Below are 19599 nucleotides of genomic sequence, written 5' to 3' on the forward strand. Positions count from 1 at the left end.
AATGCGAGAGAAACCGCATGAAACTAATGTTATGAGAGCTCAAGCGACATAATATTCTGGATCTTCCTCCAATGCATCGCTAGCCAATAGCTCAACACCTAGGATGGTGAATTGGCTTGCGTCCCCGATAACACAATCATGATTGAGATCAATACTTTGCTCCTTCTCTTATACAAGCAGTAACTTGTCCCCCGGACGGGGGATGCTGATCGTCATCCTAAGTTCTATAACCGTCAATAAGTGAGATTCACCCAGCTCAATAGCAAAGATGATCTGGTAAAGATGGGTCACTTTGAGCCAGCTATTGACGTTGGGATGTCTTTTCGTAGAAGAGATACAAGGAACCGTATGATGAAACAACATCCTCTTGCTATCGCAGTAGGGCTGGGGACCCTATTGATGCTAGCGGGCTGTAACGATGACAGCAGCAACAACAACACAGCTGTTGAAACGCCTCAGCCTAACCCGCAACCCCAGACGACCATGAGCGTGACAGCAATTGATGGTTATCTTAATAAAGCAACGGTCTGGCTGGATCTCGACAGAGACTACCAGCTTGACGCCAATGAGCCGAAGAGCAAAAGCGGCGATAAGGGGTATACAGAGTTGGATGTCACCGGGATTGATAATCCTGAGCAATATCCCATTGTTGTCAAGGCTATTACTGGCGAAACAATCGATGAAGACAACCCGGGTGTAACTGTTTCGAAAAACTTCATCATGTCGGCGCCTGCGGGGAGTGAAGTGGTTAGCCCCTTGACGACAATGGTTGATATGAAAGTACGTAGCGAAGGCATACCTGTCGAGCAGGCGGTAATAGACATTGCCAGTATGCTTGGCATTGAAGCGGAGTTGCTTACGGAAGATTATGGTGACAATAACCCACAAATTGATACCGTCGCGGTTAAGCTCGTACAACAATCAGCGAAGTCGATCGTATCAGCCGGCGTATTACCCAACGATGAAGATGCACTGAATGAAAGTAACCTCGCAGATACCCTTGTTGATGTCTTGGATAGCGGAGATGAAGTGGGCACGGCACTGAAGAGTGATCGAGGCGATGAGGTTGGTGATGATTATGACTTTGATCGTATAGTCAACGAAAGTAAGAATGTTGAATCTGACAAAGATAAAGACGGTGTCGCCGATTCTGAAGATAAATTCCCCGAGGACAGCACTGAGTGGGCTGATACCGACGGTGATGGCTATGGTGACAATTTAGCTGACAAGTTCCCGCAAGACAGTACCGAGTGGGCAGACAGCGACGGCGACGGTTATGGTGACGAGGCTGCCGATAAATTCCCTGAGGATAGCACCGAGTGGGCCGATACTGACGGTGACGGTTATGGCGATAACTTTGCCGATGTGTTCCCTGAAGACAGTACCGAATGGGCAGATAGCGATGGTGACAATTATGGTGACAATGTCGCCGATAAATTCCCTGAAGACAATACTGAATGGGCAGACAGTGACGATGATGGATATGGTGACAATCTAGCTGACAGGTTCCCGGAAGATAGCACCGAGTGGCTTGACTCAGACGATGACAATGTCGGTGATAATAGTGACAGTTATCCTGACAACGCTGAAAAGTCGGTTGCCGATACAACGACCACTGTCAACAATACGGGCCCGGTCATGATCTCCTTGCTCAGTGACGTGCGTGAACTGAACACCAATACAACCTCTGTGGTAGAAACGTTTAATAGCGGTAACATCAGAACAACCAAGATTACAACGTATTCTATGGTTGGCAGTAACCGCTATTTCGGAAAAGAAAATGAAGTCAGTGATCTGTCTCCAGCCGGTGAATTGGTACGGACACGGGGTTGGGAATATGATTTTAACCTCGATGGTGTCGTGGGCTTCAGAGGGAAAGCTTTTGAGCAGGGAAGCCGCACCTCGGAGGGGGAAACCTTCTGGCGATATATCGATGAATCGAGCGCTCAACCTGAAGGGGGAGACAATGGGGCGGACTCTCGCCAGTTTGACAACCTTGATCTTGCGGCGCAAATAGCAGCCAAAGATCTTACTGGGGTTGATGCCATACAGCACATTATTCAAACCAACGAACAAGGTGAGAGTAGCGACAAGGTCACGCAAGATGTTAAGCAATACCCAACTGACGGTTTTGATTTTGAAGCCGAACAATATATTCCTGAATACCAGTATCAGACGATTGCGACATTTAGTGGCGGGCTGCTTACTGGCTTCGAAGAGTTGAGAGACTGGAATGCTGATGGTCTGGTTAACGTCAGTCTTCAGCTTACTGATGTTGATGCGCAGGGCTACACCTTCGCCTATCAGCGTCCGGTTTGGTCAAATCCTCATAACACCGATTTTGAAGAGTATTCTCACTATACCTATGTCCAGGGCAAAGCCGGAGAACTTGGACCGCAGTGGTATGAAGTTAATCGACAAATCAGTTGGCAGGACGGGTTAAAAACAGCTACTCAGTCCGGCAAGCGCTTCTTGCTTGATGAAACAGACGGGCGTCACCAGAAACGGATGGATGAGGCTAATCCTAATGGAGTGCTATTTAGTCAGTATACGACACAAACCCGTGAAGTCAGCGATAGTGAGAAAGTGGAATCATCCAGTTGGGCGAGCTTTGCAGTAGATGACAACTACTTCGGCCAAGACAGGGAAAACTTCACTGTATTAACAAACGATATGGGGCAGGATTATAAAGTGTTCCAACGCTTGGACAATGGGATGTGGCTTGGGCATCGCTTTGCTGAATGGGGAACTCAAAACATTGTCGACTTAACCGGTAAGGTTGAAGCCCTTCGAGCCGCGAACTATGAGTTAGCTCAAATAACATCAGAGCAAATCCCCGGACTGAGTAACTACGATGGCAAAGTCCTAACACCGTCATTCCGAATTGATGACAGTGGCCAGCCTGTGGTTTGGCACCTTATCACCAATAACTCGGCAATTACGGGCAGTGATGATGGAAAGTATCAGTTACTAGATATTACATTGACAGATAACGGTATCAAGAATGGTTGGCTAGTCAATGATAACGGAGTTGGAACGGTCGTTATTTCGGTTCCCTTTAGCGCAGAGCCTTGGGATTGGTATAACGCTTACTGGCGTATGATGGTTGAAATCAGTACCATCAATACCAATGAGGGAGGTAACAGCTATAGCTGGACCAGCTGGCTTGGTGAGTTCTATCTTGATCAGGCGCAGGCAACGGCCCGCGCGTTAGAGCTAGGTATAGGAGTTAAAGAGTATGCCGTATGTTCTGAAGGTGATACTGAATGGGATGACGTTAATGATGTACCGGCTGCAAGTCCTAGTTATCAGGAGTTTGTTGCCAGTGCGACTAGCTGCCAATATGAAGCTGTGACGGTTTCTGATATTGGAGGTAAAGCATTTTATCGGACGAATAGCCGTGGTGAGCTTCGCCATTGGGTGCTTAATGCTGACGGAACTGGCCAGTACTTCAAAAACGGTTACCCGAATGGTCAATTTACCTGGGAAATCAACTCAGAAGGGATTGTTGTCATTGATTACGGTAACGGTGATTTAGATTATTTCGCTTATGTCAACAAGGATGATACCCGTATTAGTTTCAAGCTCTATAGTGAGTGGAATGAAGACGGACAAGACCTGAAAGAGGTTTGGTCATCGGGCTTTACATATAATCGCCCAGAAAACTATACCGTTCGTAGTTGTAAAGTTGATTTAGCAACAACCAGCGCAACAATGGCTGATTTTTCCACTGCGATACAATCATGTGGCGGTCATCACTTCATAACAGAAGAAGATGCCGCTGGAATTGCCAATATCAAGTTTGTTCGTGTACGTGGCGACGGTGATACTCGGGCGTATCAGTTTAATGCCGATAACACCGTTGATTACTATCGCGCAGGTGAAAGCCGTTTAAGTACAACGCGTCGTTGGGAACGAACCGATGAGGGATATCTCAAAATTACTTGGGATACCGCAAACCCTGAAGAGTATATGCTACTGGCTAACCTGCTGTATTCGGACAATCAAAGTAGCTTTATTGCCTACGATGTTTACCATGATGACGGACAATGGTTCAAAGAGGTATGGAGCTTTGTTTTCCGTGAATATGAAGGCAACAAGATCACTGAATGCATTGAAGGAAACAGCCCGTGGAACAATGAGCTTGACCAACCTTCAGCCTTTAACGTTATTGACGATTATTATGCCGCGACTGAAAGTTGCCGGGTAATGACTGACGATAAGGCACTGAAGTTCACTGAAGACATGCTGGTGGGTAATAATGACAAGTCTACATTGTGGGCACTGCTCTATACCGAAGGCATTAATGAACAGGGAGAGCCTATCTATAAAGAGGATGAGCGGCTACGTTTTGATCCAAACAATAAAGGCGCTTTTGTAGATGCCGAAGACGGCGAGTTTGGCTTTGACTGGCAGCTTGACGATGGTCAGCTACTGCTGTCTATAACCCATCAGGATTATGCAGGTTCCACGGAAAAAATGTCCATCGTTGAAACAGATGGTGAATACTTCTCAGTAAAAACTTTCTGGATAGATACATCCGGTGAGTGGGCAAACCCAGCCCCTGCTGAAGGTGAGGGTGAATTAACGAGCCTTATTCTTAAACAAATCAGTAAAGACTAATCGCAGTCAGAAACGAAATATATATCCCCTTATGATCTCATTGATCATAGGGGGATATTTGTTATATACATGATTTTCATGCAATCATTGTTACCGCGTAAAACGGTGATAATGGATATGTTCTCAGGTATTTTGCACCAAGTATTGGTATTAATGAAGATTTAGCCACAGGTTCAGCACAGTGTTCGTTAGGTCCGTATTGGTCGGCGCGTTTGTCTCATCGAGTGCTGGAGGTGAGCCAGCTTTCGCCACAAGGTGGATATTTTCAAGTGAGGCAGGCGAGTGTGGACAGTATTGCATTAACCGCCAATGTACGATTACAAAAAACAGTAAAGTTAATTTAGAAAGATGGAAAGTAATGAAAATTCGAAAAGCAGATAAATCGGATGCTGAAGCGATAAGCCAGCTAATCATGCCGTTAACAGAAAAATATATTCTACCGACATGGAGAGAAGATGCGCATGATTTATTGCTCGGCTCCATGGCCCAGGGGCAAATAGAGCAGTACCTGTCTGATGGATATGTTTATCATGTTGCTGAGAGTCTTGGTGTGGGTATCGTCGGCGTTGTTGGTATGAGAGATAATTCTCACCTTTATCATTTATTCGTAAGAGATGGCTTCAATGGTCAGGGCCTTTCCTGGCAACTCTGGGAAAAAGCTAAGTCTGAGTGCTTATTAAAAGGTAATAAAGGTGAATTTACGGTTAATTCGGCCTTGAATGCGGAAGGTGTATATCTCAAGTTTGGTTTTGAAAGAATTGATGGTGTTCGGGAGCGTAATGGAATGGTTGATATACCTATGAAGCTAAACTGTATTGGTTAATAGTCTCGTTGAACTAGAGAAGTATGATGTTTTACTTTGCTGATGAATAATTATTAAGTATGTAGTTACTTGAGTCGGTGTGCAATTAATGTATTTGTCATTTGCAAGATTGCCAAAGCTGTGAAAGACTAAAAATTGTTGTTATAGATAAACTTACTGTCTAGGTGTTTATCAACACAACTTCGTATAACCCCATTAATAGGGCATGGGGAGCATGATATGAAAGAATTTATTTGTGGTTTACCCAAAGTCGAACTTCATCTTCATATTGAAGGTTCGCTTGAGCCTGAGCTTATGTTTGAGCTTGCTAAACGTAATCAGGTAGCGATTCCGTATAATACGCCTCAAGAAGTGCGTGATGCCTATGAGTTTCATAACTTACAGTCTTTTCTCGATATCTATTACCAGGGCGCGAACGTACTTATTCATGAACAGGACTTTTTCGATTTAACCTGGGCTTATCTTCTCCGTTGCCGAGAAGATAACGTTTTGCATACTGAGATATTCTTCGATCCCCAAACACACACTAGCCGGGGGATAGAATTTGATACCGTGATTAGTGGGATCCATGGTGCGCTTGTTCAGGCCCAGCATGAACTGGGGATAACCAGTCAGCTGATTATGTGTTTTTTGCGCCACCTTGACGAGGCGTCGGCTTTTGAAACGCTGGAACAGGCATTACCACATAAGGATAAGATCATTGCCGTTGGGCTCGATTCATCCGAGCAGGGGCATCCACCGCAAAAGTTTGAAAATGTCTTTCAGAAAGCATTGACGGAAGGATTCCTGACAGTGGCGCATGCTGGTGAAGAAGGACCAGCGCAAAATATTGATGATGCTTTAGCATTGCTGGGAACTGCGCGCATAGATCATGGTGTACGTTGTGTCGAAGATGAAGCGCTGGTGGAGCGGTTGATTGAAGATAAGGTTCCGCTAACCGTTTGTCCGTTATCAAATACCAAGCTTAAAGTCTTTGAGGATATGGGGCAGCACAATGTTGTTGACCTACTTCGTCGGGGCGTGTGTGTGACGTTGAATTCGGATGATCCGGCGTATTTTGGCGGTTATATGAATGCCAATTTTCTTGCGGTTGTCAAAGCACACCCGATGAGCAAAGAAGAAGTCGCCCAGTTTACATTGAACGCCATTGAAGCCAGTTTTATTTCGGAGAGTGAGAAACTTCGCCTCCAGAAAGAGACATTGATCTATTTGGCACAGTAAATGAGTGAAAGAAGCTCAGGGCAAAGGTCCCTGAGCCTCTTGCTTATACATGTGCAGTTTTTCCTATTTGCCGTTCATAGCCTTGAGTTTGTCACCTACCGGGCCGGAGAAATTATACCCGTCGTGTTTGTCCCAGTTGATAGACCATGTCATTACCCCGCCGAAGTTTGGATACAGCTTGGCTGGAACAACCGTACCGCAGCTTGTGCCTACTGTTAGGCAGTCAAGGGCATTAACAATGTTTTGTATCGGGGCCTGACCGGAGTTAGCTGAGCTTGGACCGGACGGCAAGCCAATAGCCACCTGATCATCGCGTAATGGCTGGAACATAGTGCCGTCAGCAAGCTCGAACCCTTCGACGAGCATTTTTGCCGACGCTACCATCATATCAACTGACCCTTCAGGCGCTGCACCCGGCATGTACGGATTGGCTAATCCACCATTGTTATATAGTTGAACATGCAACAGGTTAAGCATATCTCTAAGCTGATCGATAACCGGAATATAGGCTCCCCAAATGCCGGAGTAGGCAATCATACCGCCCTGAACATAAGGGTGTTCAGGTGCCATGGTGAGATACATATTTCCGCCTGTATTGGCCTCAATCTGTTTTAGCGCTCGTGGTAAACGTGCCTGAATTTGAGTGTCGTGCAGCAGGTTGGAACCACTTTCAAGGTCGATATCCAAGCCATCGAAGCCCCAATCTTTAATGATCTGGGTGAGACTGTTGACGAAGTTGACTTCATCCGCGTCCGTGTTGAGCGTAATAGTACCTTCGGCTCCGCCAAGAGACAGAACAATGACTTTGCCCTGAGCCCTCAAGTCACGGACATCTTGTTTGAAGTGCTCTGGATTTAGTGCCGGGCAGGTGCTGTGGATGTCACCGGCATAAAGGTTGAAATGTACGGTACCATCGCTGTTTCTGTCATTGTCTGCAAAGGCGATATCAATCACATCCCACGCCGGAGAAATGTCTCGAAGGCGCATAGGGCAGCCGGCACCGTTGACGAAGTTGTGCCAATAGCCAATGAGTTTATGTTTAGTGGACGATTTTTCGATAACCTTGACGCTGGCTGTGGCGGAGATGGCCGTTGTGCCTTGTGTGTTGGTTGCTATGGCCATGACGTTATAGCTACCTGCAGAGCCGGCAGTCCAGTTGGCTGTATACGGTGCCGTTGTATCGGTAGCGACGATGGTGCCGTTGACCTGGAAGTCCACCTTTTGCACGGAACCATTGAGAGATTCTGCAGTAGCCGCGAAATTAAAGGCCTGACCTAAGCTGACAGTCGTACCACTGGCCGGTGAGGTCAGGCTGGTAACAAGGGCTTGGTCGCTGATGCTTACCAGAACAGAAGATTCCCCGTTATTCCCTTCGTTATCGGTAGCGACTGCTTTAATCGCGACATCACCGAGCCCCACGGCTTGCCAGCTGGCGGAGTAGGGGGCTGTAGTGTCAGTGCCGATTTTTTGGTTGCCCGCAAAAAACGCTACCTGGCTAACCGTGCCGTCTGAGTCGGTTGCATGAACATTGATAGCTACAGTACTGCCTGCTAGAACGGTACTGTTATCGGCAGGAGAGATTATGCTGACTTCAGGTACGATGGCACAGATACCCAGATCAGTCCAAGCATCAGGCCAGTATTGGCCTTTACCTGGTTCATAGGCCCATGCGGAATCAGAGGAACACCAACCTGCCACATTACAGCGGTATTTGTGGTTATTATGCTGGACGATATTACCGACTTGGTACGCCTTGCCTGCAGTATAGGCAGGTATACCGGCACAGCCTCCGCCTGCATTTCCACCGCTGATAGCAACGGTGACAGTTTCGCTGAAGGTGAAGGCGTTATCTATATCGGTCGCTTTGGCTTTAAAACTTCGGCTACCTGCTTGTGCTGTCCATAGGTATTCATAAGGGGCACTCGTATCCGTCCCAATAATTTGGTCATCAATATAGAAATCAACTTTAGCGACTGGTCCTTTGTCATCAGTTGCGTTTGCTGTGAGGGTAATACTGTTGCCGGCAACGATTTGCGACGATGCGGTAGGGTTGATTAGGTCAATCGAAGGCGGTAGGTTGCCGGTGGTACTGACAACAGAAATCGTGACGGTGTCACTGTTCGTTTATCAGTCACGATTGCTTCGATCTGATGGTTACCGACTTCCGACATCCAGTCTAGCGTGTACGGGGGAGCGGAAATGACGCCAAGTGATTGCGTTCCCAGCAAGAATTCAACGCTATCTACGCTGCCGTCAGAATCACTGGCTTTTGCTGTCAGCACAACGATGTTATTTTCAGTAAATTGTGCATTGGCCAGCGGGGAAGTGAGGGTGATAACAGGTAGTTGGTTGCCTGGGTTTGTACCACACTGCCCAAGATTGGTCCATTCTTGCCATGGCCCTGAATGGTTTGCCGGATCATTGCCGATATTCCACCAGTTAGCCTCATAAGCTATATTCTTGCTCTGAACTTGTGTACCGGTGTTATAAGCCGTTCCCTGTTCCCAATTAGCAAGTTGAGAACAATTGACTGCATAGGCTTGACCGGCAGCACTAATACTTAACAGTATTGCCGTTGCCATCAACGATTTTTGCATAATAAAGTTCCTATCAAAGTATCCTTAGCATGTTAGATAAGTCGCTGTTTCCCCATCTTGCTCAGCGATGCTGCCTCCCGACATTGCAAGCATCGAGGTGGCATGCAGTAATCATTAGCGGCTAAGACTCTTTTTGATAATGAAACTCTTGATGTTGTTCTATACTTCAAGCGCTTATCACACCAGTGATAAACAAGGGGGAAATTCGGAATGGGATATTGCGAGTGAGTTTGTATTTTCTATGGGCTCAAAAATTAGCGAGAGTTTTGTTATAGGTATATTGACTCTGAAAGGTGAGGTTAACACTTCACCTTTCAGTTGTATTGAATTGTCTACTGGGAAGTGAGTGACTAACTATATTTACCCCAGTCGCGTTTGACGAACCAGTTTGTCGGCCAGGAAACAAATTCACTTGGTGAGAATTCATCACCTAAAATTTCCATGTCGACAATGCGCTCAGGGAGTAAAGAAAGAATATGGTGGCGGTGGTCACTTTCAAAATCCCATAGGTGATAACGATCAGACTGGTTTTGTGCCAACCGTCTTGGACCAAAGTCCATTGGCGCACAGGTTCTTGTCAGTTTCTGACCATTTTCTTTCGAGATAAACGTTAGACGCACCATTTTTTTGTTTTGAATAGCATCAACGAAGTGATTTTGATCCATAGTAAACTCCTAACAACATGTGTCGCTTGTGGCATATGGTAGAAGAACCATGCATAAAAAACTGAGAGAATACTCTAAAAAGTGTTAACGCTATGTTTGTCGAGGCTGATTCTGAAGGGGGCAGGGCATTTTACCGAATCGTCACCATCGCTGGTGGCGATTCGACATCTGTTAATGACGCATTATTTTAGAGTTGGTCTTTTCTGGATGTTTCATCAGGTGAGTATGGCGATTAGTAGCCGTTTGAGCCATATTATCGAGTATTCTGCCCATATCTGAGGTGTGCAAACATTCAACAACTCTCGGTTCGCGTTTCAGGTTGGTGCCGAGCTCATAATGACACTCTCTTTCAGGATAGAAATCGATATCGCTGTCTCTGAATTTTTTGGAGTCCGTTATGTCGTTGAACATAGATGCTACTGTGTGGCAGAAGACATTATAAACATCATTTGTACTTCTGGCTGTATTAATTTTATTCCTAAAATCAGGAGTGTATGTTCTTTCCAATTTGGAATATGAAATGTGAGAGGGCATGTTTCCTGCCTCCTTCGCGCCTTGAGTATAGTTACCTATTAACTATAGGTCGGCAGGGAACTGAGTCAATCTGAGTTCCAACGCGCCTTAATTACTTCGGCGATTGTTGCTCCCCAGAACTGGTATATCTCGGGTCCGGGGTGAAAACCGTCGATAGCCATCTGCTCAGGCTTGAGGCGGTAGTTGAGGTCGATTAACTCGCAATCGCTCTGCGTGGCAGCCCAACGGGTAAGTTGGCGGTTAAATGCCTTGGCTTTGCTTCCCAGGTACCAACGCAAGGGATGGGGCAAAGCCGGAAATTGTTCCATCGGCGGGATTTTAGTCAATATGATCTGTCGACAAGAAAAATGAGTACGGATTTGCGAAACAAGAGCTTTTTGTTGTTGTAGCCACCTGATTGAACTTAAAGGCTTGGTAACGTCGTTGACGCCGAGCGAGACAATTACAATATCATAGGCTTGTTTGGGATGTTCAGAAAGGGTGGAGCGGGTGTCTCTTGTCGTGGAACCGGACTTGGCATGAAGCTGCCATTCTAGCTTGAAATGACTGCTTAGCTGATTGACTACATTGCCTGATAGTGCCTGAGATTGATCCTCGGCACCGACTCCGGCGGCTGCTGAGTCGCCAACCAGTAACAAACGAAGAACTTTTCCTTGACCTGCAATGCCGCTTCGCGGACCGGAAGCCTCTTCCAGTTTAGGGGTTACCTTACGAACATAACGGCCCTGAACAATGAATACCGGTGCCATCAGTAGCAGAATCAGATTGTGAATCATATTTTTCTCCTACGTAGCTATTTCTGCCTTATTTTTCCTTGAACTAGACTCGCTGGTCTCACTCTGAATCTTGCTCCTTGAGGGAGCTTGGGTATATAGGATTAATTATTAGCTGTATTGGTCTGTTTTTTCTATTTCAATAATGAAAAGAGGCCAAAAACCAGGTTGCCCATCATATGGAAGCAACCATGATTGTTGGCCATCAATTTATTGGCTGTTGATTTACAAGCTTATATTACTTATTGGCAGCTGACTGGACTTCACCATGGATGACCCAAGGCTCGTCAGCAACTGTCAGATTATCTTTATCCTGCCAGGTGGTACTGATAGTCGGAATATTTGCTGCCGTTGGTAGTGTCAGCAGCGATGCACCGGCTAGATCCAACCCTGAATTTGTACAGTCAGCGGCACCACCAGCGGCTGGCAAGAAGCGTTTATCGATACCGGTTGCTTTCAGTACATAACGGTTCCCATTGGTGTCGGTATAAACTTCGGTACCATCAGCAATACTAAACTGCGCGTCCCACTGACCGTTGCTCTGATTCCAGGGGATACCATGCAGATTACCCGGGCCGTGATATTCTAGCATCACCTGGGTATTGTTATTGCTGGACTCCCCGTTACGGTCGTTAGCAGTTTGGTGGGTATAAATAAAGTTAACAGCTTTATCAAACTCGTAGAAACTCTGATCGGTCTGGTTTTGCAGCATGGTTAGCTGACTCCAGCTGTCTAGCCCCATTTCCCAGCGATAGGTAACTACACTCTGGCCGTTAAGATCATCCCAGCTGGTTACCGAACTTGCATCTGAGCTAAGGACAAATTCGCCGCTTGACGCGCCCCAGAAGTCTTGGTCATTGCTAAGATCTGCACGGGTAAAGTTGAGTTTAACTGGCTGGCCTGCCAGTTTCAGAGTCATATCTGTTGGATCAAGGGTATAGGCAATACCTGCGGAAGAGGGATCTTCGTAAGCCTGAGTGAAGGTCCAGTTAACAGCATCATTCATGCTGATGTTGCTTTGTGGACAGCTGCCGTAACAGGTTAAACCAATAGCACCACTGTTAAAGATGGCATCATTAGCACGGACAGTTTCGCTGGTTGTGTAAGCGACTCGGTGAGTGCCGCTGCTGTTACCCAGATAGTTGACATTTTGGCGAAGTAGCGGTGACCAAAAGTAAGTATTCTGTGTAATACCAGTGTCAACGCCGTCCGGGCTGCCCGAGCCATTGTCTGCCTGGAACTGACCAGCACTTTCAACCCAGTAAACTGTTACTGAGTTGCTGCCGGTCCAATATTCGAAGGCTTCACCATCTTGTAGATCGCGTTGGCCTTTTGTCTGGCGTACCAGTTTGCCAGGCGCTGTTACCACGTTGTAGCTAACACCATTTTCATCAGTGATTGTGGTAGGAGCGACATAACCCGGCTGGTGCTCTTCCTCAGTCCATAGCCCCCATTCTCCGATAAAGCCGTGCTGAGGCTGGCCGTTTATATTTGAGATATAGTCGAAGTTGAATCCAGCTTTAATATCCAGCAGGGCACCAGTGGCAAGATTAAACAACGAATAGCTATGAACGTTTTCGCGAGGGTTGTTTCGGCTCAGGCAAACTTCCGGGTTATTGCCAACCTGTTTAAAGTAGAAGTTCTCATTGTAAGCCAGCTTATATTCAACAGGCACCGGCGGACTCTGACTCCAGTCGATGCCCTGAGTCTTACCGCGACCGCTGTTGCCCTGAGCATCGTCGATCTGGACGATGGCAGCCTGTTCAATGGTGTTGCTACCTTCCTCGAAGGTATTGATCAGGCTGATGACGTTCTGGCCGTTCTGAACACTAATGTTTAGGTCACCTTTGTCACCACCAGTCGCATGTTTAAAGGTAAACTGCAGCTCACCAAAGGGGCTGTTCGGGCCAGGTGCTGCCGAAACAGTAGTGTTAATAATGTATTGTCCATCTTGCTCTTCAGAGTCCTGGAACCATACCTCAACTTCCTGCGCGCTGCTATTGTTGGCACGCTTGGAGCTGACGACAACTTCTGAGTAGGCGATTTTACTTGCAGCCTGTGAGCTGGAGTCATCCTGACGTTGTTCACATTGTGCTGAGTCAACCAAAGCTCGGTAATCGGCATTGGCAAAATGCTCGGCACCAGTGGCTTTCATGATACATAGCAGCATATTTGCCATATTAAGCGGCTCGGCAGCCTGCTCGCCGACATAGCTGTCAGCAATTGTGTTTGAGTAGTCGGTGCCCGTGTCGCTGAAATTTGCTGTAGTGGAAGCTGAAAAGAGGGCGCTGGTGATTGCCGCTGCTAAAGATATCTTATTCATATCAAGTCCTTTTTATTATTATTGTTAGTTAACGACACTGACTGTTGAGGGGGTGCTGATCCCACTAACTGCTTGGTCTGCTTCGCTGGAACTTCCTCCCCCGCTATTACAAGCAGTTAGAACAAAACTTAATGTAATTAAACATAACAGGTGCTTTAATAATTTCATCGATATATCCCTTATAATACACGTCATGTATTCGCCCGGTTTAATATGTCCAAGCTAAAAAGCAAATTTATAAGTTGTTGAAAATTAGAAAATAGAAAAATTAATGAATGTTGATATGAAATCCATTTAATTGTTTGTCGTGGTTCTTGATTATTATAATCCTGATGAATAATAAAATCACAGAGAAGTTTTTATTATATATTTAATAGTGTGCGAGAGAGCAATATTAGCTAATTAATTGACTATAAAGATGGCTTTTAATGGTACTACCGCCAAAAAAATGGCGAAATATTATGTGTAATTAGCTGTAATATATTAGTTTAATAACTCTATTAAGGTGGTTTTTTATGCGAGTGAAATGGGCGTTGTGTCTTTATTTTTAATATCAGATGCTTGCGATCTATGTGTTTGATTGCGTGTTAATCGAATCTTTCAGGATGGATTTTTCAAAATATAACTTGTAGTGATCTTGATCCAATAAATAGAAATACATTTATCATTTTCACAATACGAAGGAATAGTGTATTTATTCTATTCTTGATTTTGATTGGTTTATATTTTGAAAAGCCTAGGCGCCTCTAAAAGATATATTTATTAATTGTTGTTTTATTACAGGGTTGTACCGATTTTCTGGTTATTTATCCGCCAGTATTGTTAGCTTAAGTGTTGTATTCATTGCGATGAATATCTTTATGGCTACAAACAACAATACAACAGAAATAAAGATAAGCCATAGATAAGATACAAAGTATGGTAAGAAGCTTATACAAGCAATATAGGGTGAATTGCAGTAACTAGCTTATTTTACGTTACGGGTTGTATGCCTTTGTGGCATATTGTTGTGTTTATTATACATTCATGTCAGTATTTTTGTGACTTGGGCGTGATAAATCAGTGTAATCATATGCAATCATTATCTTGAGTAATTGTTTTTGACGTAATTAGAAGAGTAATGGATGTATCGTGAACATATTATCAAGCTTTAAAGGCCGAATCATTTCGGTTGCAGTCTTGTTGTTGGTAGCCTCATTGGCTATTTCGTCCTTTTTATCCTACCGGCAGTTGTCTTCCTCAATCCTGAGGAATATTGATGAATATTCAATGCTTAAAATTGACAGTTCGTCAGACAGAATCACAGATTGGTTTCAAACCATTAAGGAAGGTGTCATTGCCACCGCACCCGATTTCGCTATCGATAGGAGTGACTTGCAAATCACTTTAATGGTGAAGCAAATTGCGAGCGTATCTAAGGCCTCAGATTTTGTTGTCGGGTTTGAAGATGGCCGCTCTTACGGCGCTAAAAGTGGCATGCGTAGCCTGGCATTGTACGATCCCCGGGTCCGTGGCTGGTACAAAGCAGCCAAGCAAAAGCGGAGTACTGTCATTACTGGTATTTATAAAGGAGCATCTTCCGGTAAGTTGATGATCAGTATTGCAGAACCATTTTTTTACGAAGATAAGTTTCGTGGTGTTTTGCTTGCTGATCTAGATTTGGACTTGCTGGGCGAAGTCGTCAACGAATCTCCCTTCCCTGGCGCGATGACCGGATTGTATGACGACAAGGGCACAACCGTCGCTTCTACGGGAGAAGTGGATGTTCCTGGTAAGACAAAACTCTCAGACTTTCCTGAACTGGTAGAACTAGAACGTCATGTGCTCTCTAAAGAGCAGGGGATCTTCGATTATACTCTGGGTGGTGTCGACAAGATTGCTTACTTTAAGGAGATTGTTCTAGACGAAGAAAACAGCTGGCACCTTCTGGTCGGTATCGACAAGTCTGTCGCTCACGCCGAGGTTGATGAGGCAGTGAACAAATCGTTGGCAACAGCAGGAATACTGCTGGTGTTTGCGATCGTGATTATTCTGGTTGTTCTGAATCGAATTTATCGTCCAATTTTGGATCTAAAATCGACTATCGTCGAGCTTTCGCAAGGTAATGGCGATCTTACCCGTCGCCTTGATGTCTATACCAATGATGATTTAGGGCAGATAGCAGAAGCGGTAAATACCTTTATTGGTAACCTGCAAGCAATGATGCTGGAGGTCTCTCAGTCTACCGAGCATATTTCAGAAGGGATCCAGCAGTTAAAAACCCAAACGGAACTCAATAATAATGTACTCACTGCTCACTATTCAGAAACCGAGCAGGTCGTCACAGCCGTTAACGAGATGAGCTCAACAGCTGAAAGTGTCTCTCAGAGTGCTTCTCAGTCGGCGTCATTTACCCAGAAGACCAGTGAAGAGGCAGAGCAGTCTAAGCGTGTGGTTGATGGGGCGGTGAGCAGTGTTGCGGCTTTGATTGACGAAGTCGAGTCAATGGCGCTGAGTATCCAGGCTATGAATGAAGATACGCAGAAGATTGGCTCTGTCCTTGGTGTTATCGGTGAAATTGCCGATCAGACCAATTTGCTGGCTCTTAATGCTGCCATTGAAGCCGCACGTGCCGGTGAGCATGGACGCGGTTTTGCCGTTGTTGCAGACGAAGTTCGGGCATTGGCGGCAAGAACACAGCAGAGTACATCTGAAATTAACGAGATGCTGAGCAACCTGCGCAATGGGGCAAGCTCGGTTGTCGCGGCCATGGATGTCACTAAAAATAGCTGTCAGCAAACGGCTGATACAACATCGAATGTGAATGAGAGCCTTGATTCGATGGCGACGTCTGTTGTGGAAATCAATGATCTCGGTATTCAGATTGCGACAGCAGCAGAGCAGCAAAGTACTGTGACTGAGGAGATCAGTCGGAACATGATGGCGATTCAGGAGATGGTTAGCCAGCTGACCGATAACGGTACCCAAACAATGGACAGTACTAATAACCTCGCCAGCAGTAATGAGCAATTAGTCGCTATTGTGAGGCAATTTAAGCTTCAGTAGTTACTGAGCAACCAACCTGCAATGATAAACCCAGAGCCGCCACGTCAGTGGCGGCTCTGTTTGTTTATTGGCATAAAGAATGAAACAATCACTTCAGGGCCGTTAATATCGTTATTCTTGTTGCCCAGGAGGCGTGGTAAGTCTGGCGTGTTGCTGCCCGGAAAGTTGTGGCCGCCGCCTTCGATAGCATACAAGATCACGTCAGCGTGATTGCTGGCGCACTGATAATTAACGACTCTGACGACTGAGCTCTCTGTCTTATCTGTATCAGGCAGCATTTCAACGGAGGGGACGGATGAGCATTGGTTAAGTTTTCTCCATAACTTCAGCGTTTCTTCCGTGGATAGCACATTTCCCATTTTCTTACGCATAAAACGGACGGTACCACCTTGCCATGGCACCATTGGATCTTGGGTTCCGTTCATTAATAGCATTGGTAGCGGTGAGTCTGGACGGCAGGTGTTGGCTAGCTTTGCTGGCATGTTGGCAATGACAGGTGCAATGGCTGCGAGCTTGTTGCTGGCTTCGCAGCCCATTCGGAGTGTCATCATGCCGCCATTGGAAAGGCCTGTCATGTAGACTCTGCTCGGGTCGACATTGTAAGGTGATCGATCAGTGCGCTGAGAAAGCCGACATCGTCAATGAGAATGATCTTTTCAGATTTTCTGGCTGTTTTTTCACGACCGTCGTTCCACTGCGCATCGATACCATTGGGGTAGGCAACAATAAAACCTTTTTGGTCTGCGAGTTTATTGTAGCCGGTTCTCTCCGCCAGTTCGTCTCCGTCGGCTCTGCCTCCGCCATGTAGTGCCAGTAGCAAGGGAAATTGATTGGAAGATGTGTGTTGAGGTGGTAGATGCAGGTAGAAGCTTCGTTGTAGGCCGTCATGATGGATTGTTTCAAGACGAAGGTCATCATGAGGCGATTGCTTGGCTAAAACATATGAGCTTATGGCTGAAAATAATATAACAAGCAGAGCGAAGCCGAGTCTTGAATAGGGTAGTTTTGTCATCCTTGGCCTCTTAATACTGGCGTGTACTTTTGTGGGGTATCGGCGCTGATGATACTTAAATCATTACGCCGATAGCCGTTTTATCTAGTACTTTCTATTTTACTGGTAGGTAGATGTCTGTGATTAATTCATGCTCCGCAACTTCGGGGAAGAAGTTCAAATAATGAAAGAAGCAGGGGAAATCGCGTAGCTCTTCACCGCTTTCAGGCAGCCATTGCCCATAGAGATAATGGACCTTGCTATCCAGGTCATCATGTGAACCATGATGCCTGATAACGGCACATCGCCCGGCAGGAATTGTTTTATTGACAATACCATGTGTCGTGTCGCCGACGGCTTGTTTGACTTCACCACAAATATCGAAGCGAAAATTCTCAGGGGCCGTAACCTTGGGATCGTCATAGATGATGCCGAAGGTTTTGCTTCTGACAATAGGTGAAAGCCCGGTTGATTTGCGCCATTCAATAAACTGGCTTGCCGACTCGTTGACGCGCTCCGGCGCTGCACGATGCTCTTTTACTGCCACTTTGGTCTCTTCGAAGAATGTGATTTCTACCTTCATGTGTTTCTCCATTACTTTTTCACGGTGATGATAATGTTGATTCCAGTGCAGCCAATTGGGTTGGTTGCGAAACTCAGAAGGCGACTGGCCAAATTCCTTTTTAAATGCGCGAGCGAAGGATTCGGGGTACTCAAATTTCGCATCAAGCGCAATATCAATAATGCGAGTCTTCTGATGGAAAACCAGTTGATAGGCTGCACGTTTGAGTCTCAGTTGCTGGACAAACTTGAAGACATTGATCCCCATGTAATGGCTGAATTGCCGATGAAAGTGATATTTAGAGAAATGTGCCACCTTGCTGAGCTCAGCAACAGTTAACTCGTCATCTAGGTGAGAATAGATGTAGTTACAGACTTCATCGATTCTTTGCCGGTAATTCTCATTCATTTCCAGTGCATGGCCTGTCGTTGCTTTCACTGTATCTTCCAGTTCGTCTTCTGATTGCTTGCTAGTATCGCCATGAAGAAGGCAATTATCCTGACAGATATTGCTATCGTGGTTAAGTGTAAGCAATTGCATTTGCTTACAACAGGTAGTAATTGAGTGTGTTATTATTCTCGCCAAGAATATAAGAAAGTATTTGGGTATAAATTTGGGCGGAGGCTGTTCCTCCAGTTTCAACGCATGGCTGTATATAGAGAACCTATGACTTATAAGATCTTGATTGTTGAAGATGACCCCATCGTTAGAATGAAATTCCGAGGTCACTTTTCTCAGGCTGGCTATACCGTTTATGAGGCTGAAAACGGTGCGGCGATGAAGACAGTTCTGGGCAATGAAAAAATCGACCTAATCCTTCTGGATCTCAATCTGCCGGGTGAAGACGGGATCCAACTGACCCGTGAGGTAAGGAATACGTCCGATATCGCTATCATAATGGTAACGGGCAGAATTGATCCCATTGATAGAATTTTGGGCCTGGAGATGGGGGCTGATGATTACGTTACCAAACCTGTAGAACCACGGGAGTTGCTGGTACGTGCTAAGAATTTGTTATGGCGGATCCAGCTTACTCGAGATGCGCTACAACAGGCAGAAGCGGCCTGGTCGCAACTGGAAAAAGACGACAGCCGTTTTTGCTTCATGGACTTTGAATTTGATGTTACGCAGCGCCAGTTATCAAAAGGCAGTGAGGCAATAAGGCTTACCAAAGCGGAATATGAGTTGCTGGTGGCGTTTATTACTCATCCTGGTCGAGTGCTAAGTCGCGGCCGGTTGCTTAACTTGATATCACACCGGGTTGACTCTCCCAGTGATCGTACCATAGATGTGCTCGTACGCAGGTTAAGAAACAAGATGGAAGAGAGCATTAAGAACCCCAAGATCTTCATTACGGTACATGGCGAGGGATATTTATTTGCACCGGAAGTTATGTAGCTCGATGAACCTGACCATAAAAGCCAAGTTATCACTCATTATGT

General features: G+C 45.7%; 11 protein-coding genes and 2 pseudogenes. 6 read left to right on the plus strand and 7 right to left on the minus strand.

What is annotated here, in order from left to right:
* Nucleotides 1-348: 348 nt before the first annotated feature.
* The 4 genes and pseudogenes from BIT28_RS03550 (at nt 349) to BIT28_RS03565 (ending at nt 6667) form a co-directional block, all read left to right on the plus strand.
* A complete protein-coding gene (locus BIT28_RS03550) occupies nt 349-4623 on the plus strand; it encodes a hypothetical protein (RefSeq protein ID WP_139310431.1) in 4275 nt (1424 codons plus the stop codon).
* Between the two features lie 119 nt (nt 4624-4742).
* Nucleotides 4743-4967 (plus strand): annotated as a pseudogene (locus BIT28_RS28950) (PhzF family phenazine biosynthesis protein); the annotation flags it as partial.
* 14 nt (nt 4968-4981) lie between these two features.
* Nucleotides 4982-5446 carry a GNAT family N-acetyltransferase gene (locus BIT28_RS03560; protein ID WP_075762268.1) on the plus strand — a complete coding sequence of 155 codons (465 nt, stop codon included), beginning with the start codon at nt 4982-4984 and terminating at the stop codon, nt 5444-5446.
* 219 nt (nt 5447-5665) lie between these two features.
* Nucleotides 5666-6667 carry an adenosine deaminase gene (locus BIT28_RS03565; RefSeq protein ID WP_075762269.1) on the plus strand — a complete coding sequence of 334 codons (1002 nt, stop codon included), beginning with the start codon at nt 5666-5668 and terminating at the stop codon, nt 6665-6667.
* Nucleotides 6668-6730: 63 nt separating this feature from the next.
* On the opposite strand, the pseudogene BIT28_RS03570 reads toward BIT28_RS03565, so the two are convergent.
* The 4 genes and pseudogenes from BIT28_RS03570 to BIT28_RS03590 form a co-directional block, all read right to left on the minus strand.
* Nucleotides 6731-9264, minus strand: a pseudogene (locus BIT28_RS03570) (Ig-like domain-containing protein).
* A gap of 350 nt (nt 9265-9614) precedes the next feature.
* Nucleotides 9615-9929 carry a hypothetical protein gene (locus BIT28_RS03575; RefSeq protein ID WP_075762270.1) on the minus strand — a complete coding sequence of 105 codons (315 nt, stop codon included), beginning with the start codon at nt 9927-9929 and terminating at the stop codon, nt 9615-9617.
* Between the two features lie 599 nt (nt 9930-10528).
* Nucleotides 10529-11239, minus strand: coding sequence for an SGNH/GDSL hydrolase family protein (locus BIT28_RS03585; protein WP_075762272.1), 711 nt, complete (start codon nt 11237-11239; stop codon nt 10529-10531).
* A gap of 235 nt (nt 11240-11474) precedes the next feature.
* Nucleotides 11475-13559 (minus strand): hypothetical protein, encoded by a 2085-nt coding sequence (locus BIT28_RS03590; protein WP_075762273.1) that lies wholly within the window; start codon nt 13557-13559, stop codon nt 11475-11477.
* Nucleotides 13560-14690: 1131 nt separating this feature from the next.
* On the opposite strand from BIT28_RS03590, the gene BIT28_RS03595 reads away from it, so the two are divergent.
* Nucleotides 14691-16604, plus strand: coding sequence for a methyl-accepting chemotaxis protein (locus BIT28_RS03595; RefSeq protein WP_075762274.1), 1914 nt, complete (start codon nt 14691-14693; stop codon nt 16602-16604).
* Nucleotides 16605-16648: 44 nt separating this feature from the next.
* Here the strand turns inward: BIT28_RS03595 and BIT28_RS28955 are convergent, their stop codons facing one another.
* The 3 genes from BIT28_RS28955 to BIT28_RS03605 form a co-directional block, all read right to left on the minus strand.
* Nucleotides 16649-17179, minus strand: a complete 531-nt coding sequence (locus tag BIT28_RS28955) for a CE1 family esterase (protein WP_083651715.1) — start codon at nt 17177-17179, stop codon at nt 16649-16651.
* Nucleotides 17176-17616 (minus strand): CE1 family esterase, encoded by a 441-nt coding sequence (locus BIT28_RS28960; RefSeq protein ID WP_083651716.1) that lies wholly within the window; start codon nt 17614-17616, stop codon nt 17176-17178. Before BIT28_RS28960 ends, BIT28_RS28955 begins: the two co-directional genes overlap by 4 nt.
* A gap of 94 nt (nt 17617-17710) precedes the next feature.
* A complete protein-coding gene (locus BIT28_RS03605; RefSeq protein ID WP_245823642.1) occupies nt 17711-18697 on the minus strand; it encodes an AraC family transcriptional regulator in 987 nt (328 codons plus the stop codon).
* Between the two features lie 126 nt (nt 18698-18823).
* Between BIT28_RS03605 and torR the strand changes: the two genes are divergently transcribed.
* Nucleotides 18824-19555: a two-component system response regulator TorR gene (torR, locus tag BIT28_RS03610; protein WP_075762275.1), complete on the plus strand. Its 732-nt coding sequence runs from the start codon at nt 18824-18826 to the stop codon at nt 19553-19555.
* The last annotated feature ends 44 nt before the right edge of the window (nt 19556-19599 follow it).

Origin of the sequence: Photobacterium proteolyticum (assembly GCF_001939735.1) — a bacterium.
GTDB lineage: Bacteria > Pseudomonadota > Gammaproteobacteria > Enterobacterales > Vibrionaceae > Photobacterium > Photobacterium proteolyticum.

Excerpts from the sequence above, each read along its gene's own strand:
- BIT28_RS03550 (WP_139310431.1), top strand. The coding sequence starts at position 349 with ATGATGAAACAACATCCTCTTGCTATCGCAGTAGGGCTGGGGACCCTA.
- BIT28_RS03560 (WP_075762268.1), top strand. The coding sequence starts at position 4,982 with ATGAAAATTCGAAAAGCAGATAAATCGGATGCTGAAGCGATAAGCCAG.
- BIT28_RS03565 (WP_075762269.1), top strand. The coding sequence starts at position 5,666 with ATGAAAGAATTTATTTGTGGTTTACCCAAAGTCGAACTTCATCTTCAT.
- BIT28_RS03575 (WP_075762270.1), bottom strand. The coding sequence starts at position 9,929 with ATGGATCAAAATCACTTCGTTGATGCTATTCAAAACAAAAAAATGGTG.
- BIT28_RS03585 (WP_075762272.1), bottom strand. The coding sequence starts at position 11,239 with ATGATTCACAATCTGATTCTGCTACTGATGGCACCGGTATTCATTGTT.
- BIT28_RS03590 (WP_075762273.1), bottom strand. The coding sequence starts at position 13,559 with ATGAATAAGATATCTTTAGCAGCGGCAATCACCAGCGCCCTCTTTTCA.
- BIT28_RS28955 (WP_083651715.1), bottom strand. The coding sequence starts at position 17,179 with ATGACAGGCCTTTCCAATGGCGGCATGATGACACTCCGAATGGGCTGC.
- BIT28_RS28960 (WP_083651716.1), bottom strand. The coding sequence starts at position 17,616 with ATGACAAAACTACCCTATTCAAGACTCGGCTTCGCTCTGCTTGTTATA.
- BIT28_RS03605 (WP_245823642.1), bottom strand. The coding sequence starts at position 18,697 with ATGCAATTGCTTACACTTAACCACGATAGCAATATCTGTCAGGATAAT.
- torR (WP_075762275.1), top strand. The coding sequence starts at position 18,824 with ATGACTTATAAGATCTTGATTGTTGAAGATGACCCCATCGTTAGAATG.